A 16,179-nucleotide genomic window follows, 5' to 3' on the forward strand; every position below is an offset into this window, starting at 1 on the left:
CGTCCTGTCGCCCCAAGCAAAACGGGCGGTGACGAATCGCATTCGCCACCGCCCGCTCGCCGGATGCTCTCGGTCTACCTTCCATTGATGAACGCCCGCGCGCGCGCCGTCACCCGTCATCCGCCTTCGCCTGCAGATCCTTCAACCCTTGAATCACGACCAGCAGCGCGCGCCCGTGCTCGTCGGAGCCGTCCCACGCGTCGACGATCGCGTCGCGCAGCAGGTCGTTGTAGCGGCGGCGCGCCGGGCCGGTATCGACGCCGTAGAAACTGCATAGCTTGTTGAATGGCGCGCTGCGCCGCAGCCGATGCCCGTTCGACAGCCGCAGCCGCGACACGGTCGGCTGGCTGACCCCGGAAAGTCGCGCGATTTCGCTGGACGAGCGCGTGTCCGCCATCAGACGGCGTAACAGGTCTTGTACAGGAAAATCGTGATCCGGGGCTTCCATGCGATGCATTATACCTATACAGTTACGGTTGTTGAATGGGCTTGCTGTCACCAGCGAGGCTGTATCCCGAGAAAGTTGATGACACTGAAACACCTCCCTCCCACGTTCTGCTGGACGAAGATCGGTACCGAGTCCGGCGAGGAACTGCCGACCGTCGTGCTCCGCAAGGAATGGGAGCGCCGGCTCGGAGGCGGGCGTTTTCTGTGGGGCATCAACCAGCCGCTCGGCAGCAGCGCGCAAGTCGCCGCGCATCGCACGGGCTCGCTGCTCGCGCTGTTCTCGCCGGTTGCGTCGCGTCCGCGGCCCGGCGAGCGCAAGCGCGAGGACGCGCTGCTGTGGAATGCCTGGGTCGACGCCAGCGGCCAGGTGCGGCCGCTGCCGCCGCACACGTTCATTGCAAGCCGCGCGACGCTGCCGTCGGGCCGGCGTCGCGAACAGCACTACGCGCTCGTCTGCGCATCGTCCACCGCGCTGACGGTCGGCACGCAACTGCGCGTGTGCCCCGATCACCTGCGCAGCGTGAGCACGGGCAAGCCGCTCGGCGTCGCGCAGGGCGCGGCCGTGGTCGACTGCATCGGGCGCGCGAAGGAACAAACCGGCAAGAGCTATCCGCTCGCGCTGTCGGTCGAACTCGAGGCACCGTATTTCGTGCGGCTCGCACAGCCGTGCGTGCTGAAGGCGCGCGATCTCGCCGAAGTGAACAAGGCGACGCGCGCCGGCGATTTCGACCGCTTCGTCGAACTGGTCGCGCGCTTGCGCGGAAAGTCGCCGACGGATGCCGTGCGCGGTGTCACGCGCGACCTGTTCGACGTGCCGCCGATCGAAACGGCGGCTGCCTACGTCGCGCCCACGCATGTCGCGCGGCTGCGCAGCCGGCCCGCGGCCGAGCATCCGCACGAACCCACCGGCGATCTGTTCGATCTGTCGCCCGGCGAAGCGGCCGCGTTCGGCGGTCTCGCGCATCCGCGCATCGGGCGCGCATGAGTTTCGCGCCGCCGGTGCGCGGCGCGTGACGCGTGACGCCAGGCAGGGCAGCTGAATGCGCGTGCAACGACGCGCACGCGTATGGCCGCCATCCCGGCGCGCGCAAGAATTTGTTGCAATCTCGCCGTAGCGGAGCGGCGGGTGCGGAGCGACAATCGCCACGAAGCGTGCCGCGCGGTGGCCGTGCATCGACAGGCGGCTTGCCGTCGTTCACGCCGCCGACATGCGCACCACGCACACTGGGCGTCGGCTTGCTTCACACAGCAACCCTGAGGGAGAAGTGTCGATGTCGACCCACACCTGTTCGCGGGAAGCCCGGGCCGCGCAACGCTTCGTCGAGGCGACGCGCAACGTCGACCAGGCGTTTCGCGCCGTGCGCGGCGAAAGCGACGACGACATCTCGTCGGCCGACTATGCACTTGCGATGTCGCGCCTCGATCGCGCGCTCGCCGAACTGGCGCGTGCGCAGGAATTCTTCGATCGCGTGGTGGGCGCCGACGCCGCGCACGGCAACTGAACAACTGAACTGAATTCGCGGCTTCTGCTTTCGCTTCGGCCGCGGTCGTCTGCCGTTTTTCGTTCTGATCGTTTCGCCGCGTCATTCGACGTTCGTCGGCGTGCCGACGTACCAGCATGCCGGACGACAACGTCCGGAATGTCAGTCGCTCATCCTCCGCCAAGCTGCCATTGCACGCGTCGCATCATGCGGTCGGGCGGCGCGCACCCGGTTTCAGCAGACGAACATCAAACCTTCCGCCCTTCGACCGGATAGCCGGGATCCGTGTATCCGTGTGTCGACGCATGTCCGGGCGGCACCAGCGAATCGACGAAGCGTTCGTCGTCGGGGCCGAGTTCGAGCGTCAACGCATCGATGTAGCTGTCCCAGTGCGCTTCGGTGCGCGGCCCGGCGATCGTCGAGCTGACGATGCGGTTCTTCATCACCCACGCGATTGCGAACGCGACCGACGTCGTGCCGCGCGCGGCCGCGTGTTCGGCCACCTGCCGCGCGATGTGCAGCGACTCGGGCCGCCATTCCGTCTGCTGGATGCGCCGGTCGCCACGGCCCGCGCGCGAATCGGCGGGCGGCTGCGCGCCGGGCGCGTATTTGCCGGTCAGCACGCCGCGCGCGAGCGGGCTGTACGGCACGACGCCGATGCCGTAATGCGCGGCCGCCGGCAACTGTTCGACCTCGGCCGTGCGATCGACGAGGTTGTACAGCGGTTCGCTCGCCACCGGGCGATCGATGCAGAGCTGGTCGGCGAGGCGCACGATCTCGGCGATGCGCCAGCCCTTGAAGTTCGACAGCCCGACGTAGCGCACCTTGCCTTGCCGGATCAGGTCTGCCACCGCGCGCATCCCTTCTTCGAGCGGCGCATCGGTCAGCGCGCGGTGGAAATAGAGGATATCGATGTAATCGGTGCCGAGCCGCTTCAAGCTCGCGTCGACCGATTCGTAGATCCACTTGCGCGACTGGCCCTGACGGTTCGGCCCCGCGTCCGGACCGGCCGGAAAGCCGAACTTCGTCGCGACGACCCAACTGTCGCGTTGCCGCGCGATCGCACGGCCGACGATTTGTTCCGAGCGTCCGGCGTGATAGACGTCGGCCGTGTCGATGAAGTTGATGCCCTGGTCGAACGCCTTGTCGATGATGCGCGTCGACGTCGCTTCGTCGGTCTCGCCGCCGAACATCATCGCGCCGAGACACAGCGGCGACACTTTCAGCGCGCTGCGCCCGAGATAGCGGTAATCCATGGTGAGGCTCCATGCGGGCGAGCGCCCGCGTCGATTGAAGTCGGTTGAATGAGCGTGCGGTCCGGATGCGGCGCTCACACGCCTGCTTCGTCGAACACGCGCTTCGCGATCGGTAGCGCCGAACTGGCGGTCGGCCAGCCCGAATAGAACGCGAGATGCGTGATCGCCTCGATCAGCTCGTCGCGCGTGATGCCGTTGTCGAGCGCCTTCTTCAGATGGAACGGCAGTTCGTTCACACGATACAGCGCGACGAGGCTCGCGACCGTGATCAGGCTGCGATCGCGCGGCGACAGGCCGGGGCGCTGCCACACGTCGCCGAACAGTACGTTGTCGGTGTAGTCGGCGAGAGCCGGCGCGATTGCGCCGAAGGCCTGGCGCGCGGCGGAAGTCGGTTCGGACATCGGGGGCTCCGGAGGACGTGGAAGACATCGACGATGGTAGCCACCGACGCGCCTATCGATAATCCCCAGGAATGCGCATGCACTTATCGAACCGGTTCATGAATGGCCGGGATGGCGCAGCGCGTCGACGATCAGCGCGACAGCCCGCGACGATTGCCGCCGGCTCGCGTAGTACAGGTGGTGGCCGGGAAAGGTGGGACACCAGTCGTCGAGCACGCTGACGAGCCTGCCGGTACCGACGTGCGGCGCGGCGAGTTCGGCCGGCACGTACGCAAGGCCGTAGCCCGCGAGCGCCGCGTCGAGCATTTCATAGGTGCCGTTGAACGTGACCTGGCCGTCGACGCGCACCTGCAGCGTGTCGTCGCCGCGCGCGAGTTCCCACGCGTACAGCGCGCCGTGCGTCGGCAGCCGCAGGTTGATGCAGTCGTGCGCGACGAGATCCTGCGGCGTCGCGGGGTGCTCGCGTTGCGCGAAATACGCGGGCGCGCCGACGATCGCCATTTTCAGGTCGGGCGAGATGCGCACCGCGATCATGTCCTTCGCGACCTGGTCTCCCAGCCGCACGCCGATGTCGAAGCGTTCCGCGACGATGTCGGACAGCCCGTAGTCGGTTACGAACTCGACCTTGAGGTCGCGGTAGTCGCGCAGGATCGGCGACAGCTTCGGCCACAGCAGCGTGCGGATCACGTAGTCGGTCGCGTTGATGCGCACGGTGCCGGCCGGTTTGTCGCGCAGTTCCGCGAGCGCCGACAGTTCGGCCTCGATTTCGTCGAAGCGCGGCGCGAGGTTGAGCAGCAGGCGTTCGCCGGCTTCGGTCGGCGCCACGCTGCGCGTCGTGCGCGTGAGCAGCCGCACACCGAGACGCGTCTCGAGCGAGCGGATCGTATGGCTGAGTGCGGATTGCGACACGCCGAGCCGGGCGGCCGCGCGCGTGAAGCTGCGCTCGCGCGCGACGGCGATGAAGGCGAGCAGGTCCGCAAAGTTGTCGCGCGGCATGGAGGAAGTCGGGTGGTCGATGCCTGCGCATCCTACCATCGGGTCCGTCGCGCGCTGCGACGACCCACGGGCGCGGCAGCGCGATGCGCGTCAGGCTGCCCGTGTCACGCCGGCCGGATGGCGCGCGACGCGGGTGGGCGGATCCTACGCGTAGCCGCCGTGCTGGAACGACGTCGCGAAGAACTGCATCTGGTAGCGGATCGCGTGCGCCCAGTAATCCCACGTGTGACCGCCCGGACGCTCCGCATAGTCGTGCGGCACGCCGAGTGCGACGAGTCGTTGATGCAGCGTGCGGTTCGAGCTGACGAACGAGTCGTCGCGACCGCAGTCGATCGTCAGGTCGAGATGCGCACGGACGAACGCGCGCGCGCTTTCGACGATCGCGTTGCGGTTCCAGAACGACGGATGGCGGACGGGATCGCCGAACACGTGGTCGATGCCGGGCTCGTCCTCGCAGCAGCGCGGATCGACCGCGCCGCTGATGCTGCCGACCGCGCCGAACGTGTCGGGCCGGTCGAGCGCGATGCGCAGCGCGCCGAAGCCGCCCATGCTGAGCCCGGTGATCGCACGTGCGCCCTTGGTCGCGATGGTTCTGAAGTGCATGTCGACATACGACACGACTTCGTCGCCGACGAAGGTTTCGTAGCGGCTGCCCGAGTCGAACGGGCTGTCGATGTACCAGCTTTCGTGTCCGCCGTCGGGCATCACCAGGATCACGTGATGGCGATCGGCCAGCGCGGCGATCCGCGTGTTCGCGGTCCAGTCGGTGTGGTCGCCGCCGGAGCCGTGCAGCAGGTAGACGACCGGAAAGCGCTCGACGGCGCGTTCAGGCCCGTGGCGCAGGCGCGCATAGTCGTCCGGCAGCACGACGGTCGCCTTCAGCGTCTCGTTCATCGCCGCGCTCGGGATCGCGACGACCCGCGTCTGAAAGGCGAGGGCCGGGCCCGCGACGGCGAGCAGCAGCAGTAGCCAGAACGTGCGTATCAGGTTCATGGAGCCTCGCATGTGTCGTTTCCGTTCGGCAGTCGGGCATCGGGAAAACCCTGTTTGGCGACTCTAGCAACCGTGCCTTTCAGCCAAATTTCGGCGAATCCTACGAGTTGTCAGGTGGCCGGCGCGCAGTCCGGCGGCCGCGCGCGTCAGCCGAGGCAGCGCGCCAGCGCCTCCCGGAACGCGGCGGGCCGCTCGGCCGGTATCAGGTGCCCGCAGCCGGCGATCGTCTCGAAGCCGGCGCAGCGCGCGAGCGCCCAGTCCGGCACATGCCAGCCCGCGCGCGAGCGGTCGCCGGCGACGAGCCACACCGGATGGCGCTCGAAAACTTCGGAGAGCAGCTGCAGATAGCCGGGTTCGCCCGTCGTCGCGACGACCGAGCGTCCCATCGCGCGCAACGTCGACGCCGGCTGATGCGCGAGCCAGCGGCGCGCTTCGTCGAGCTGGCGCGGCGACGGTTCGTCGATCGCGCCGCGCAGCCAGCCGGATGGATCGCTGCGCAGGCCGTCGAGCATCGCGTCGGCTTGCGCGGGCGACATGCGGCCGACCGACGCCGACCAGAATGCGTCGTCGAGCGTGAAGTTGCCTTCGACGTTGACGATCCGGCGCACGCGCGCCGGATGGGCATGGGCGAACAGCATCGCGATCGCGCCGCCGACCGAGTGACCGACGAGATCGACCGGCTGCGCGCCGTAGTGCGTGTCGACAGCCTGCCGCAGATGCTCGACCTGCGCGGCGAGCGTGATCGCGTCGACCGGCGTGTCGCGATGGACGCCGTAGCCGAGCAGGTCGGGGGCGAGATGCGGGCCGGGCCATGCGGGCACGTCGAACGTGCCGATGAAACCGTGGACGAAGACGACGGGCGGGGTGGGCAGGCTCATTGGACGGTCGACGACGGAAGGGGCGGCAATTCGAGTTCGGCGAGCAGTTCGTCGAGTTCGAGCACGTGGGTGCGATCGTGGTCGAGCAGCTCGCGCACGAGTTCGTCGAGCGACATCCGGCGGATGCCGTCGCGCAGCCCGCAGCGTGCGAGTTCCGGTGGCTGCAGCGCGGCGGCCGTCGCGCACAGCGCGGCGCGCCCGGCGTGGAACGTGGCAAGCGCGTCGTCGAGCGGCTGCGCCAGGTAGTCGCGCTGCGCGGCGAGTGCCGTCCCGTCGACGGAGGCGATCACCGGCAACTCGTGCGCGCGCACGACTTCGATGCGTTCGGCGAACACCGCGTCGAGGTCGCGCAGGTGGCATGCGTGTTCGACGAGCGAGAAGCCCGTGCCGGCCGGGCGGCGCGTGACGAGCATGGCGGGAAAGTGCGCGGCATACGCGGCGATCCGCGCGGGCATCGCGGCCAGTTCGGCGACGACGTCGGCGAACGGCAGCACCCGTGGAAATGCGCTGAATACCGCGCCGTAGCTGAACAGCGCGCCGCCGATCCGGCCGCGCGCCTGCACGACGTCATGCCCGTGGCGGCGCATCACGTCGGCGACCATCGCGCCGCAGAACTGCCGGGCCGTCGTATCGGCTTCGATTTCGGGGAATTTGTGCGCGATTTCGTGCTGGATCGCGCCGATCGCGGCGACGCCGACACGCGACAGCGCCGCGAATTCGACATAGCGCTCAGGCCGCGCGATCAGCGCTTCGAGTTGCGCGCCGAGCGGCGTCGCGCGAAAACGGTCGAAACGGGAATGCATGATGGAAAGCGTTTGTCGGTCCAGTAACGTGTCAAAACGATACGTTACTGGACCGACGGCGTCAACCGGAGCGCTTCGGGCAACGCGCTGCATTACTCCTTGCCGGTGCCCCGGGCTGCCTGTTCGATCAGCTTCGCGACTTCAGCGGGATGCGAGATGTAGGCGACGTGGCTCGACTTGAGTTCGATCGTCTTGCTGCCGGCGCGTTGCGTCATGAAGCGTTCGAGCTCGGGGTTGATCGCGCGGTCCGCGGTGGCGACCACCGCCCAGCTCGGCTTCGTCCGCCATGCGGCGTGCGTGATCGGCACGCCGAACGACTGCGCGGCCGGCGTGACTTGCGAGATCGCCATGAATTTCGCTTGGGCGGCCGGCACGTCGGCAGCGAAGTCGGCATGGAACGACGCTTCGTCGAAATACAGATGGCCGTCTTCGGTGGCCTTGATCGCCTTTGTCGCGGGCGGCGTCTTCTTGGTCAGTTCGAGCGGGCTTTCGCCGGTGTCGGGCTGGAATGCTGCGACGTAGACGAGGCCCGCGACCTTGTCGTCGTTGCCGGCTTCGGTGATCACCGCGCCGCCGTAGCTATGGCCGACGAGGATGCTCGGGCCGTCCTGCGCGTCGACGACGCGCCGGGTTGCCTTCACGTCGTCGTCGAACGACGTTTCCGGCTGCTGCACGACGGAAACCTTGTAGCCGTCACGTGTCAGGATGTTCGAGACGGCTTGCCAGCCAGAGCCGTCGGCGAAGTAGCCATGAACCAGCACGACGTTCTTGACGGGGGCGGCGACGGCCGCATGCGAGCCGAGTGCAGCGGCGGTCAGGGCGAGTGCCGCGGCGATCTGGCGGACTTGGGAAAAGCGCTTCATTTTCATTCTCCAGAAGGAAGACAGGGTAGGAACCGTCGGATATCGACAGGCGTCTTGTTCCGTCGATGAAATCATCCTACTAGTAGGTAGGATGATGTGCAAGAAGAAATCACGGCTGGAAAAGAGTATCTCAGGGAGGTAAACTATCCATGTTTTTCATCCGACTAGATGGTAGGCAAAATGACGGTATCGGGGGACAGTACGGCGGGCCGCATACTCGAAGCCGGGCGGCAACTGATCATGCGGCGCGGCTACAGCGGGTTCAGTTATGCCGACATCGCCGACGCGATCGACATCAGGAAGGCGAGCATTCACCACCACTTTCCGACGAAGGCGGATCTGGCGGTCGCCGTGCTGCAGCAGTCGCAGGCGAAATTCGATGCCGACATGGCGTTGCTCGACGCGAGCGGTGCCGACGCGCTGGTGCAGATGCGCGCATACATCGGCTACTGGGAACGCTGCATCGCGGACGACAGCGCGCCGTTCTGCGTCGCCGGCATGCTCGGCGCGGAGTTGCCGGCGCTGCCCGACGAAGTCGCGCGGGCGGTGAAGGCGCATTTCGACGACCTTGCGGCGTGGCTGGTGCGCGTGCTCGACACCGGGGTGAAAGACGGCGTCGTGCAGCCGGGCGTGTCGGTGCAGACCGAGGCCGCGACGTTCGTGTCGCTGGTCTATGGCGCGATGCTTGCCGCGCGGGCGTACGGCAATGTCGGGATGTTCAGGGACGTGACCGCTGGGGCGGTCGAGCGGCTCGCGGTGCCGCGCAATCGCGCGTGAGCCATGCACGCGTCGGCGGGTAGCGAAGGCGCCCGGCGGTCACGTGGAGTCGCCTGACGCCGCACGGCTTACGTGCGCTTCCCGGCCTCGGCTTGCGCGCTCAGTGTCGCTTTCAGCGCCTGCAGTTCGGCCGTGAATGCCGGGCTGAAGTCCTCGGCTTCGAACAGCGGGCGGATTTCGATGTCGGAGTCGCCGCGCATCGGATTCGGGCAGCGCTTCACCCATTCGACCGCTTCTTCCATCGATTTCACCTGCCACAGCCAGAAGCCGGCGACGAGCTCCTTCGTTTCGGCGAACGGGCCGTCGATGACGGTGCGGTTCTTGCCGGCAAAGTGGACGCGCTTGCCGCGCATGCTCGGCTGCAAGCCGTCGGCGATCAGCAGGATGCCGGCCTTCGCCAGCTCCTCGTTGAAGCGGCCCATCGCAGCGAACATTTCAGGGTCGGGCATCCGGCCGGATTCGGAATCGGCGGTGGCCTTGACGATTACCAGGACGCGCATGGTCGTATCTCCTTGGGGTGGGTGGTCGAATGATCGTCCGCCGGAAGGCGAACGGGCTTACGACATCAGGACGGCCGGCAAGCAGGGAAATCGACAACGGAGGTGAAAAAAAAGCGCCGAAGGGCAGGCTGGAACGGCGGGTGGCGCGGTGCCGGGGCGCGATCGACCCGAGACTTTCCGGGCGGGCCGCCGCGCACGGCTGCGAGGCGGCCCGCCCAGCGGGCAGGTCAGTGCGATCCGTCAGTTCCCCGCCGGCGGCGCCTTCGGGCCGTCGCCGAGTTGCGCGCGCAGCCGCGCTTCCTGCTCCTGCAGCTCGGGCGTGAATTCCGCGCCGAAATCCTCGGGCGAGAACACCTGGCGGATCTCGATGTCCGATTCGATCGGCATCGGGTTCGGACAGCGCTTGACCCATTCGACGGCTTCTTCCATCGAGTCGACCTGCCACAGCCAGTAGCCGGCGATCAGTTCCTTGGTTTCGGCGAACGGGCCGTCGATGACGGTCCGGTCCTTGCCGGAGAAGTGCACGCGCTTGCCGCGCGAACTCGGGTGCAGCCCTTCGCCGGCCAGCATTACGCCGGCCTTCACGAGTTCCTCGTTGTACCGGCCCATCGCGGCCAGCAGTTCGGTATCGGGCATCGCGCCCGATTCGGAAATGGCCGTTGCCTTGACGATTACCATGACGCGCATCGTTGTGACTCCTTGAACGGGAAAGGGAAGATCCGCGACCGGCCGGCCATGCGGACGGCAAATCGATCGGTTACGACACTACGACGCGCGACGATCGCGCGAATCGACATCGCGCGAAAAAAATCTCGATGCCCGATGACGCGGCGAGTCGCGCAAGCCGGTTGATTCCGTTACAGGTCGATCGTGCCGCGGCGCGCTGGAGCCGCCGGTCAAAACTGGTATGCTGATCTGCATTACGTTCATGCGGAGGGCGCCATGGCAACGAAGGAAGTCTCGAAGAAAAAGTACCTGAAGATTCTGAACAAACGCCTGCGGGCCGAGCCGGATGCGCCGGCCGGCGCGTCGTTCGTGTTCTTTCCGCTCGGCGCGAAGGCCAAGCATGCGACGGGCGTCGTGGCCGGCGAACCGCGCAGCAAGCGCGAACTCGCGGTGATGGCCGCGGTCCAGAGCAAGGCGTCCGCCGAATTCGTCGTGACCGGCGCCTGACCGGCGACGGGCGACGGACTGCCGGCTGCCGCACGCGACAGCGCGTGCGCTATGCCGCGGCCGCGTCGCAATGCGCGATCACACCGGCGATCACGCGCGCAATGTCGTGCGTGATCGCCGGGCCGTGCATCGGCAGGATGATGTCGAGATCGAGCGCCTGGATGCGGCGCAGCGCGCTCGCCAGGTGCGCGAGCGACGGCAGGTAGTCCGAGCGCGTGATCGCGTCGAGGATCGCGGGCAGCGGGTCGTCGGTTTCCTCCCTGCCGAAGCGCATCAGGATGTCCGACGACAGCAGCGCCTTGTACGCCGGCAGATACACGACGAGCGAATCCCACTGATGCACGTGTTTCGTGAAGACCGGCACGACGTCGATGCCCGACAGCGTCCTCGGTTCACCGTCCGTCAGCGGAACCGCATGCACGCCGAACACGTCGGCAAGCCCCCAGGTACACATCGGATGCCCGTACGCGACGAGCGCCGGGTTGGCCGCGAGGAAGTCGGGCAGCGCGCCCATTTCGTCGGCCTCGAAGTGCGGGACGATCACGCTGCTGACCATCGACGGCGCGATGCCGATGGTGTTGAGTGCCGCGCTCAGTTGCGTGAAATTGGAACGGGTGCCCGTTTCGACGCACAGCACGTCGCCGTGCGGCGATCGTACGAAGAACTGGCTGAAGCTCAGGTTCAGCGTTTCGACGTAGGACGTGGCGCGAAACAGGCCGTCGCGGACGACGTCGATTCGGGAGGCGCTCATCGGGGATCCTCGCGCAGGGAAGGGGGCCGGGCCGTCCGCGCATCGCGGGTTGCGGTGCGGCAGACGGCAGCAGTCGATCTTCCGATCCAGTCTAGCAGCGCGGCCCCGAATCCGCGAACCGCGGCGACCCCTTGGCCGAGCCGCGTCAGTTTTTCAGCTTGTAGCCGGTGCGGAACATCCACGCGACGACTGCAAGCAGGATCGCGAGGAACAGCGAGGTCGCCGCGAGGCTGATCCCCACGTGCACGTCGGCCAGCCCGTAGAACGACCAGCGGAAGCCGCTGATCAGATAGACGATCGGGTTGAACAGCGTGACGATGCGCCACGCGGGCGGCAGCATGTCGACCGAATAGAAGCTGCCGCCGAGGAACGTGAGCGGCGTGATGATCAGGAGCGGCACGAGCTGCAGCTTCTCGAAGCTGTCGGCCCAGATGCCGATCACGAAGCCGAACAGGCTGAAGGTGATCGACGTCAGCACGAGGAACAGCACCATCCAGAACGGATGCAGGATGTGCAGCGGCACGAACAGGCCGGCCGTCGCGAGGATGATCAGCCCGAGCAGCAGCGACTTCGATGCGGCCGCACCCACATAGGCGATCACGATCTCCCAGTACGACACGGGCGCGGACAGGATCTCGTAGATCGTGCCCGTGAAGCGCGGGAAGTAGATGCCGAACGACGCGTTCGAGATGCTCTGCGACAGCAGCGACAGCATCACGAGGCCCGGCACGATGAACGACCCGTAGCCGATGCCGTTCACGTCGCTGATGCGCGAGCCGATCGCCGAGCCGAACACGACGAAGTACAGCGACGTCGAGATCACCGGCGCGATGATGCTCTGCATCAGCGTGCGGCGCGTGCGGGCCATTTCGGCGCGGTAGATCGCGCGGATGCCATGCAAATTCATGTTCGCCATGTGCGTTACGCCCCTTGTGCGCCGTTGCGGCGGTTGTCGATCAGGCTGACGAAAATGTCCTCGAGCGAGCTCTGCGTCGTATGCAGGTCGCGAAAGCCGATGCCGGCCGAGCCGAGCGCGTTGATCAGCGTCGCGATGCTCGCGTCGTCGCGCTGCGAGTCGTAGGTGTAGACGAGCGCGTTGCCGTCGTCCGCGCGTTCGAGCCCGAACGTGGCGAGATCGGCCGGCACGGTCGCGAGCGGATGCTCGAGCTGCACGGTCAACTGCTTCTTGCCGAGCTTGCGCATCAGCTCGCGCTTCTCTTCGACGAGCACGAGCTCGCCGCCGAGGATGATGCCGATCCGGTCGGCCATTTCCTCGGCCTCCTCGATGTAGTGCGTGGTCAGCAGGATCGTCACGCCGCTTTCGCGCAGCGAGTCGACCAGCTTCCACATGTCGCGGCGCAGCTCGACGTCGACGCCGGCCGTCGGCTCGTCGAGGAACAGGATGCGCGGCTCGTGCGACAGCGCCTTCGCGATCATCACGCGGCGCTTCATGCCGCCCGACAGCGTCATCAGCTTGTTGTCGCGCTTGTCCCACAGCGACAGCGCCTTCAGCGTCTTCTCGATGTACGCGGGATCGGGCGCCTTGCCGAACAGGCCGCGGCTGAACGATACCGTCGCCCAGACGGTTTCGAACGCGTCGGTGGTCAGCTCCTGCGGCACGAGGCCGATCATTTCGCGGGCGGCGCGGTACTGGTCGCGGATGTCGTGACCGCCGACCGTCACACGGCCTTCGGTCGGCGTGACGATGCCGCAGATCGAGCCGATCAGCGTGGTCTTGCCCGCGCCGTTCGGGCCCAGCAGCGCGAAGATCTCGCCGGGGCGGATGTCGAGGGTCACGTGCTTCAGCGCCTGGAAGCCGGACGCGTATGTCTTGGAGAGGTCGGAGACGGAAAGGATCGGTTGCATGCTCACGGATGGCACGGCCGGTCGGTCCGACGCTGCGCGCCGCGCGTGCCCGGAGCCGCCGCAGCGAAGCGGCGGGGCGGGGGCGGCATGGCGAACGGGCGTCATGTCGAACGGCGTTGTGGTGCGGGATCGCAGGACCGCCATATTAGCAATCGGAAGATGGAAATGCATTTCGACGGCAAGGACATGCGATGCCGGTGCGAGATTTGCGTGAAATGCGCGCGTTTGACTCAATAAAGCGATGCTTTATTGGAATCGAGTGAACAATGCGCGCGGTTTTCGGGCAATCGGATGACGCTCGCGTGAGCGCGTGGCGGCCGGCACGACTGTGCTGCCCGGTCGACGCCGCGCCGTACCGGGACGGCGTGCGCCGCGCTCGCGATAATGCGTTCCTCTCACGTCCCAGGAGCGGTGCGCATGTCTTTGATCGATTTCAAGTCCGTCGCGGCGGCCCAGGCCGTCGCATGGCAATCCACGATCGTCGGCGAAGTCGGCCCGGCCCGGATCAAGGTGCTGCGCATGGACGCGCAGCCGTACGAAGCCGAAGTGCACGATTACAACGAGGGCCTGCTTGTGCTCGACGGCAGGCTGATGCTCGAGGTCGACGCGCAGACGGTCGTGGTCGAGGCCGGACAGATGTATCTCGCGCTCGCCGGCACACGTCACGCGGTGCTGCCGGGCAGCCACGGCACGCTTGCGATCATCGACGTGTGAGCGTGCGCCCTCGTGCGCGCGGCCCGCCTGAGGCCCGCACGCCGGGCCTGGCGCGGGTCGGCCGCCCTTATTCGAACGCGCGTTGTACAGCCCCGGTATTTGTCTGAGCAAATAAAATGAAGGCCGTTTGAAAAATTGTCAAACGCCCTGCTCGCACTAGGCGTGCGCGGTTCGGCGCGTTTGGAACTCTGCATCCATTTACTTGTGCGTATCGTCCGATCATAGTCTCGACCAACGACGCATCACGATAACGAATCAAGCGTACGTATGGAGACCACACCATGAGACGCCTTTCCGAGGGGCCGGCCGGACGGCCGTTTTACTGCTTTTCGCCGGATGCGGGCGCGACGCCAGTCGCGTGCCTGCGTCATCACATCGCGTTGCCGCTGTAGCGACGCTCCACTTCCCGTTTCGATTGCTCCGACGGTGCCGTGCCGCATGACGGCGCCGCCGGAGAGCGCTTGCCTGCCGCGGCGGTCCTGATCACCTTTGCCCGACCGGCAACGCGGCGCGCATTGCGCGCATCGTCATGCGCCGCGCGCCGTCGCGGCGGCGCGATACCAACCGGCGGGCCACGCAGCCCGTCCGGACGAGACTTGTCGTACCTCAAAAGGAGGGGTTGATGCTTTGCATTCCTGAATGGCGGAAGGCGATCCTGTCGTGCGCCGTGCTGGCGCTGCCGTTCGTCGCCGGTTGCGGCGGCGGCGACGATCCGGGCCCGATCAACGTGCCGCAGTGCTCGGGCAGCGCATGCGGGCCGAGCGGCGCCGAGACGACGCCGCCCGTCGTGAAGAAGCTGTGTCCGGATTCGCTCGACTACACGACGACCTACACGGGCGGCGCCGGCAGCGGCGAATACGTGAAGGTGAAGTTCGACACGACGAAGCTGACGTATCAGATGCAGTTCATCGAGTCGTCGGTGCCGACGTCGGCGGGGCAGGTCAACGACACGCGTGCGGGCCTGACGATCAGCGGCGCGTTCCACCATCCGGCCAATCTGCCGACCGCCGAGCAGAACCGCTGCGCGTTCGTGCTCGACAGCGGCGCGACGAGCGACGGCGCGTATGCGGTGACGATCAATCGCGCGGACCCGCCGATGCTGTTCGTCGGCAACGGGGTGGTCGGCGGCGGGATTCCGGGCGCGACGATCGCGTTCGCCGGTCTCGAGCCGTTCCCGGGCGTCGTGCTCGGCACCGTGCCGTCGCGCACCTTCGATTTCTATCCGTTCATCGGCTTCACCGACACCGAAACCGACTTCTCGAAGGTCGCCGGCAACTACAACGAACTCGGCATCCACCTGTCGCCGGTCGGCGGCAGCGCGCAGAGCAGCACGGGCGCCGTCGGCTGGCAACCCGATGTCGTCAACTGGAACCAGACGTTCAATGCCGACGGCTCGTGCACCATCACGGCGGGCAGCGACTACTCGTGCCAGACCACCGGGACGCCGTGGACGTTGCGCAAGAATACGGACGGTTCGCCCGACAACGTGTTCGTCAGCCACCCGGTGGCGAAGGTGGGCGGAAACCTCATCTATCCGTTCGCGGGGCAGGGCTCGGCAATCGTCATCGTCGCGCCGAGTCAGGCGAAGGGCATCATGATCGTCGGCAAGCTGAACGGCGTGCTGGTGCCGATCGTGATTCGCGTGGGCTACACGCATATCGACGCGAGCAACCTGCTGGCATCGGTGGCCGATGCCGAGGTGGGGATCTCGATGCTGTCGCGGACCACGGCCGTCGGCGCGAATTCGCTGAAAGGCGGGTTCATCGGCGCAACGAGCGCGTCCGCGTGCGGCGTCGTGGCACCCAGCACCGCGACGTTCGCGATCGCGACGTCGGGGCCGAGCTTCAACAACAACGTCCCGCATCCGGATCTGCCCGGCACCTTCGACGGCACTTTCTTCCTGGCGCAGGCCGGCAGCTGCAACGACGGCACCGCCGTGTCGACGATGGCCGCGAACTATACGTCGACGCTGTTCCAGGGCGCCACCGCGGCGTTCATCGATCCGCAGACGTCGTCGGTCACGTCGCAGTTCGCGCTCGACTACACGCAGGCGACGCCCGGCAAGATCAAGGTCACGGCCTCGCAGGACTTCAACGCGAAGGGGGCGAACGGCAACGTGGCGATCTTCGGCAAGGGTGACACGGGCTGGCTCGTGACGGCCGGCAACGTGTACGCGATGGTCGTCAACGACAGCAAGGTCAATCCGTTCTTCACGGTCGGCGCGTTCGTCCAGTAACCGCGGACTGAACCCGGAACACCGGCGGCGCACGCGTCGCCGCC

Annotated in this window: 19 protein-coding genes; 6 read left to right on the plus strand and 13 right to left on the minus strand. The window is 66.9% G+C overall.

Going from position 1 to position 16,179, the window contains the following annotated elements; translation table 11 throughout:
* Positions 1 to 109: 109 nt before the first annotated feature.
* Complete coding sequence (locus tag U4012_RS26875) at positions 110 to 448, minus strand: helix-turn-helix domain-containing protein (RefSeq protein WP_044844401.1); 339 nt, start codon at positions 446 to 448, stop codon at positions 110 to 112.
* Positions 449 to 526: 78 nt separating this feature from the next.
* Here U4012_RS26875 and U4012_RS26880 point away from each other — a divergent pair, with 78 nt between their 5' ends.
* Together U4012_RS26880 and U4012_RS26885 are read left to right on the plus strand one after the other, a co-directional pair.
* A complete protein-coding gene (locus U4012_RS26880; RefSeq protein ID WP_321802231.1) occupies positions 527 to 1,432 on the plus strand; it encodes a hypothetical protein in 906 nt (301 codons plus the stop codon).
* A gap of 286 nt (positions 1,433 to 1,718) precedes the next feature.
* A complete protein-coding gene (locus U4012_RS26885) occupies positions 1,719 to 1,949 on the plus strand; it encodes a hypothetical protein (RefSeq protein ID WP_044844399.1) in 231 nt (76 codons plus the stop codon).
* A gap of 227 nt (positions 1,950 to 2,176) precedes the next feature.
* Here U4012_RS26885 and U4012_RS26890 read toward each other — a convergent pair whose 3' ends face one another.
* The 7 genes from U4012_RS26890 to U4012_RS26920 all read right to left on the minus strand — a co-directional run bounded on the left by U4012_RS26890 (position 2,177) and on the right by U4012_RS26920 (position 8,118).
* Entirely contained in the window at positions 2,177 to 3,184 is a 1,008-nt protein-coding gene (locus U4012_RS26890) for an aldo/keto reductase (RefSeq protein ID WP_321802232.1), read from the minus strand.
* A gap of 74 nt (positions 3,185 to 3,258) precedes the next feature.
* Positions 3,259 to 3,585, minus strand: a complete 327-nt coding sequence (locus tag U4012_RS26895) for a carboxymuconolactone decarboxylase family protein (RefSeq protein ID WP_059466882.1) — start codon at positions 3,583 to 3,585, stop codon at positions 3,259 to 3,261.
* A 96-nt stretch (positions 3,586 to 3,681) separates the two neighbouring features.
* Positions 3,682 to 4,581: a LysR family transcriptional regulator gene (locus U4012_RS26900; RefSeq protein WP_321802233.1), complete on the minus strand. Its 900-nt coding sequence runs from the start codon at positions 4,579 to 4,581 to the stop codon at positions 3,682 to 3,684.
* A 144-nt stretch (positions 4,582 to 4,725) separates the two neighbouring features.
* Positions 4,726 to 5,574, minus strand: coding sequence for an alpha/beta hydrolase (locus U4012_RS26905; protein WP_185500329.1), 849 nt, complete (start codon positions 5,572 to 5,574; stop codon positions 4,726 to 4,728).
* Between the two features lie 146 nt (positions 5,575 to 5,720).
* Positions 5,721 to 6,452 (minus strand): alpha/beta hydrolase, encoded by a 732-nt coding sequence (locus tag U4012_RS26910; RefSeq protein ID WP_321802234.1) that lies wholly within the window; start codon positions 6,450 to 6,452, stop codon positions 5,721 to 5,723.
* Positions 6,449 to 7,255 (minus strand): DinB family protein, encoded by an 807-nt coding sequence (locus U4012_RS26915; RefSeq protein ID WP_321802235.1) that lies wholly within the window; start codon positions 7,253 to 7,255, stop codon positions 6,449 to 6,451. Before U4012_RS26915 ends, U4012_RS26910 begins: the two co-directional genes overlap by 4 nt.
* A 92-nt stretch (positions 7,256 to 7,347) precedes the next feature.
* Positions 7,348 to 8,118: an alpha/beta hydrolase gene (locus tag U4012_RS26920; RefSeq protein ID WP_321802236.1), complete on the minus strand. Its 771-nt coding sequence runs from the start codon at positions 8,116 to 8,118 to the stop codon at positions 7,348 to 7,350.
* 180 nt (positions 8,119 to 8,298) lie between these two features.
* Here U4012_RS26920 and U4012_RS26925 point away from each other — a divergent pair, with 180 nt between their 5' ends.
* Entirely contained in the window at positions 8,299 to 8,895 is a 597-nt protein-coding gene (locus U4012_RS26925; protein WP_321802237.1) for a TetR/AcrR family transcriptional regulator, read from the plus strand.
* Between the two features lie 68 nt (positions 8,896 to 8,963).
* On the opposite strand, the gene U4012_RS26930 is transcribed toward U4012_RS26925, so the two are convergent.
* Positions 8,964 to 9,395 (minus strand): YciI family protein, encoded by a 432-nt coding sequence (locus U4012_RS26930; protein ID WP_044844390.1) that lies wholly within the window; start codon positions 9,393 to 9,395, stop codon positions 8,964 to 8,966.
* A 240-nt stretch (positions 9,396 to 9,635) separates the two neighbouring features.
* Complete coding sequence (locus U4012_RS26935) at positions 9,636 to 10,082, minus strand: YciI family protein (RefSeq protein WP_321802238.1); 447 nt, start codon at positions 10,080 to 10,082, stop codon at positions 9,636 to 9,638.
* Positions 10,083 to 10,337: 255 nt separating this feature from the next.
* Here U4012_RS26935 and U4012_RS26940 point away from each other — a divergent pair, with 255 nt between their 5' ends.
* Positions 10,338 to 10,568 (plus strand): hypothetical protein, encoded by a 231-nt coding sequence (locus U4012_RS26940; protein WP_044844388.1) that lies wholly within the window; start codon positions 10,338 to 10,340, stop codon positions 10,566 to 10,568.
* Positions 10,569 to 10,617: 49 nt separating this feature from the next.
* On the opposite strand, the gene U4012_RS26945 is transcribed toward U4012_RS26940, so the two are convergent.
* The 3 genes from U4012_RS26945 to U4012_RS26955 all read right to left on the minus strand — a co-directional run bounded on the left by U4012_RS26945 (position 10,618) and on the right by U4012_RS26955 (position 13,185).
* Positions 10,618 to 11,319 (minus strand): MBL fold metallo-hydrolase, encoded by a 702-nt coding sequence (locus U4012_RS26945; RefSeq protein ID WP_124485128.1) that lies wholly within the window; start codon positions 11,317 to 11,319, stop codon positions 10,618 to 10,620.
* 145 nt (positions 11,320 to 11,464) lie between these two features.
* The gene (locus tag U4012_RS26950) at positions 11,465 to 12,235 is read right to left on the minus strand and encodes an ABC transporter permease (protein WP_044844386.1); all 771 of its coding nucleotides are present in this window, start codon (positions 12,233 to 12,235) and stop codon (positions 11,465 to 11,467) included.
* A gap of 5 nt (positions 12,236 to 12,240) precedes the next feature.
* The gene (locus U4012_RS26955) at positions 12,241 to 13,185 is read right to left on the minus strand and encodes an ABC transporter ATP-binding protein (RefSeq protein WP_321802239.1); all 945 of its coding nucleotides are present in this window, start codon (positions 13,183 to 13,185) and stop codon (positions 12,241 to 12,243) included.
* A gap of 417 nt (positions 13,186 to 13,602) precedes the next feature.
* Here U4012_RS26955 and U4012_RS26960 point away from each other — a divergent pair, with 417 nt between their 5' ends.
* Positions 13,603 to 13,899, plus strand: a complete 297-nt coding sequence (locus U4012_RS26960) for a cupin domain-containing protein (RefSeq protein ID WP_321802240.1) — start codon at positions 13,603 to 13,605, stop codon at positions 13,897 to 13,899.
* Between the two features lie 622 nt (positions 13,900 to 14,521).
* Positions 14,522 to 16,135 carry a DUF2957 domain-containing protein gene (locus U4012_RS26965; RefSeq protein WP_321802241.1) on the plus strand — a complete coding sequence of 538 codons (1,614 nt, stop codon included), beginning with the start codon at positions 14,522 to 14,524 and terminating at the stop codon, positions 16,133 to 16,135.
* Positions 16,136 to 16,179 lie beyond the last annotated feature (44 nt).

This window comes from Burkholderia sp. BCC1988 (assembly GCF_905339895.1).
Lineage (GTDB): Bacteria > Pseudomonadota > Gammaproteobacteria > Burkholderiales > Burkholderiaceae > Burkholderia.

Coding starts and splice junctions, on each gene's coding strand:
- U4012_RS26880 (WP_321802231.1), top strand. CDS start 527: ATGACACTGAAACACCTCCCTCCCACGTTCTGCTGGACGAAGATCGGT.
- U4012_RS26960 (WP_321802240.1), top strand. CDS start 13,603: ATGTCTTTGATCGATTTCAAGTCCGTCGCGGCGGCCCAGGCCGTCGCA.
- U4012_RS26965 (WP_321802241.1), top strand. CDS start 14,522: ATGCTTTGCATTCCTGAATGGCGGAAGGCGATCCTGTCGTGCGCCGTG.
- U4012_RS26875 (WP_044844401.1), bottom strand. CDS start 448: ATGGAAGCCCCGGATCACGATTTTCCTGTACAAGACCTGTTACGCCGT.
- U4012_RS26920 (WP_321802236.1), bottom strand. CDS start 8,118: ATGAAGCGCTTTTCCCAAGTCCGCCAGATCGCCGCGGCACTCGCCCTG.
- U4012_RS26955 (WP_321802239.1), bottom strand. CDS start 13,185: ATGCAACCGATCCTTTCCGTCTCCGACCTCTCCAAGACATACGCGTCC.
- U4012_RS26905 (WP_185500329.1), bottom strand. CDS start 5,574: ATGAACCTGATACGCACGTTCTGGCTACTGCTGCTGCTCGCCGTCGCG.
- U4012_RS26915 (WP_321802235.1), bottom strand. CDS start 7,255: ATGCATTCCCGTTTCGACCGTTTTCGCGCGACGCCGCTCGGCGCGCAA.
- U4012_RS26935 (WP_321802238.1), bottom strand. CDS start 10,082: ATGCGCGTCATGGTAATCGTCAAGGCAACGGCCATTTCCGAATCGGGC.
- U4012_RS26940 (WP_044844388.1), top strand. CDS start 10,338: ATGGCAACGAAGGAAGTCTCGAAGAAAAAGTACCTGAAGATTCTGAAC.
- U4012_RS26950 (WP_044844386.1), bottom strand. CDS start 12,235: ATGGCGAACATGAATTTGCATGGCATCCGCGCGATCTACCGCGCCGAA.
- U4012_RS26890 (WP_321802232.1), bottom strand. CDS start 3,184: ATGGATTACCGCTATCTCGGGCGCAGCGCGCTGAAAGTGTCGCCGCTG.
- U4012_RS26925 (WP_321802237.1), top strand. CDS start 8,299: ATGACGGTATCGGGGGACAGTACGGCGGGCCGCATACTCGAAGCCGGG.
- U4012_RS26945 (WP_124485128.1), bottom strand. CDS start 11,319: ATGAGCGCCTCCCGAATCGACGTCGTCCGCGACGGCCTGTTTCGCGCC.
- U4012_RS26895 (WP_059466882.1), bottom strand. CDS start 3,585: ATGTCCGAACCGACTTCCGCCGCGCGCCAGGCCTTCGGCGCAATCGCG.
- U4012_RS26900 (WP_321802233.1), bottom strand. CDS start 4,581: ATGCCGCGCGACAACTTTGCGGACCTGCTCGCCTTCATCGCCGTCGCG.
- U4012_RS26910 (WP_321802234.1), bottom strand. CDS start 6,452: ATGAGCCTGCCCACCCCGCCCGTCGTCTTCGTCCACGGTTTCATCGGC.
- U4012_RS26885 (WP_044844399.1), top strand. CDS start 1,719: ATGTCGACCCACACCTGTTCGCGGGAAGCCCGGGCCGCGCAACGCTTC.
- U4012_RS26930 (WP_044844390.1), bottom strand. CDS start 9,395: ATGCGCGTCCTGGTAATCGTCAAGGCCACCGCCGATTCCGAATCCGGC.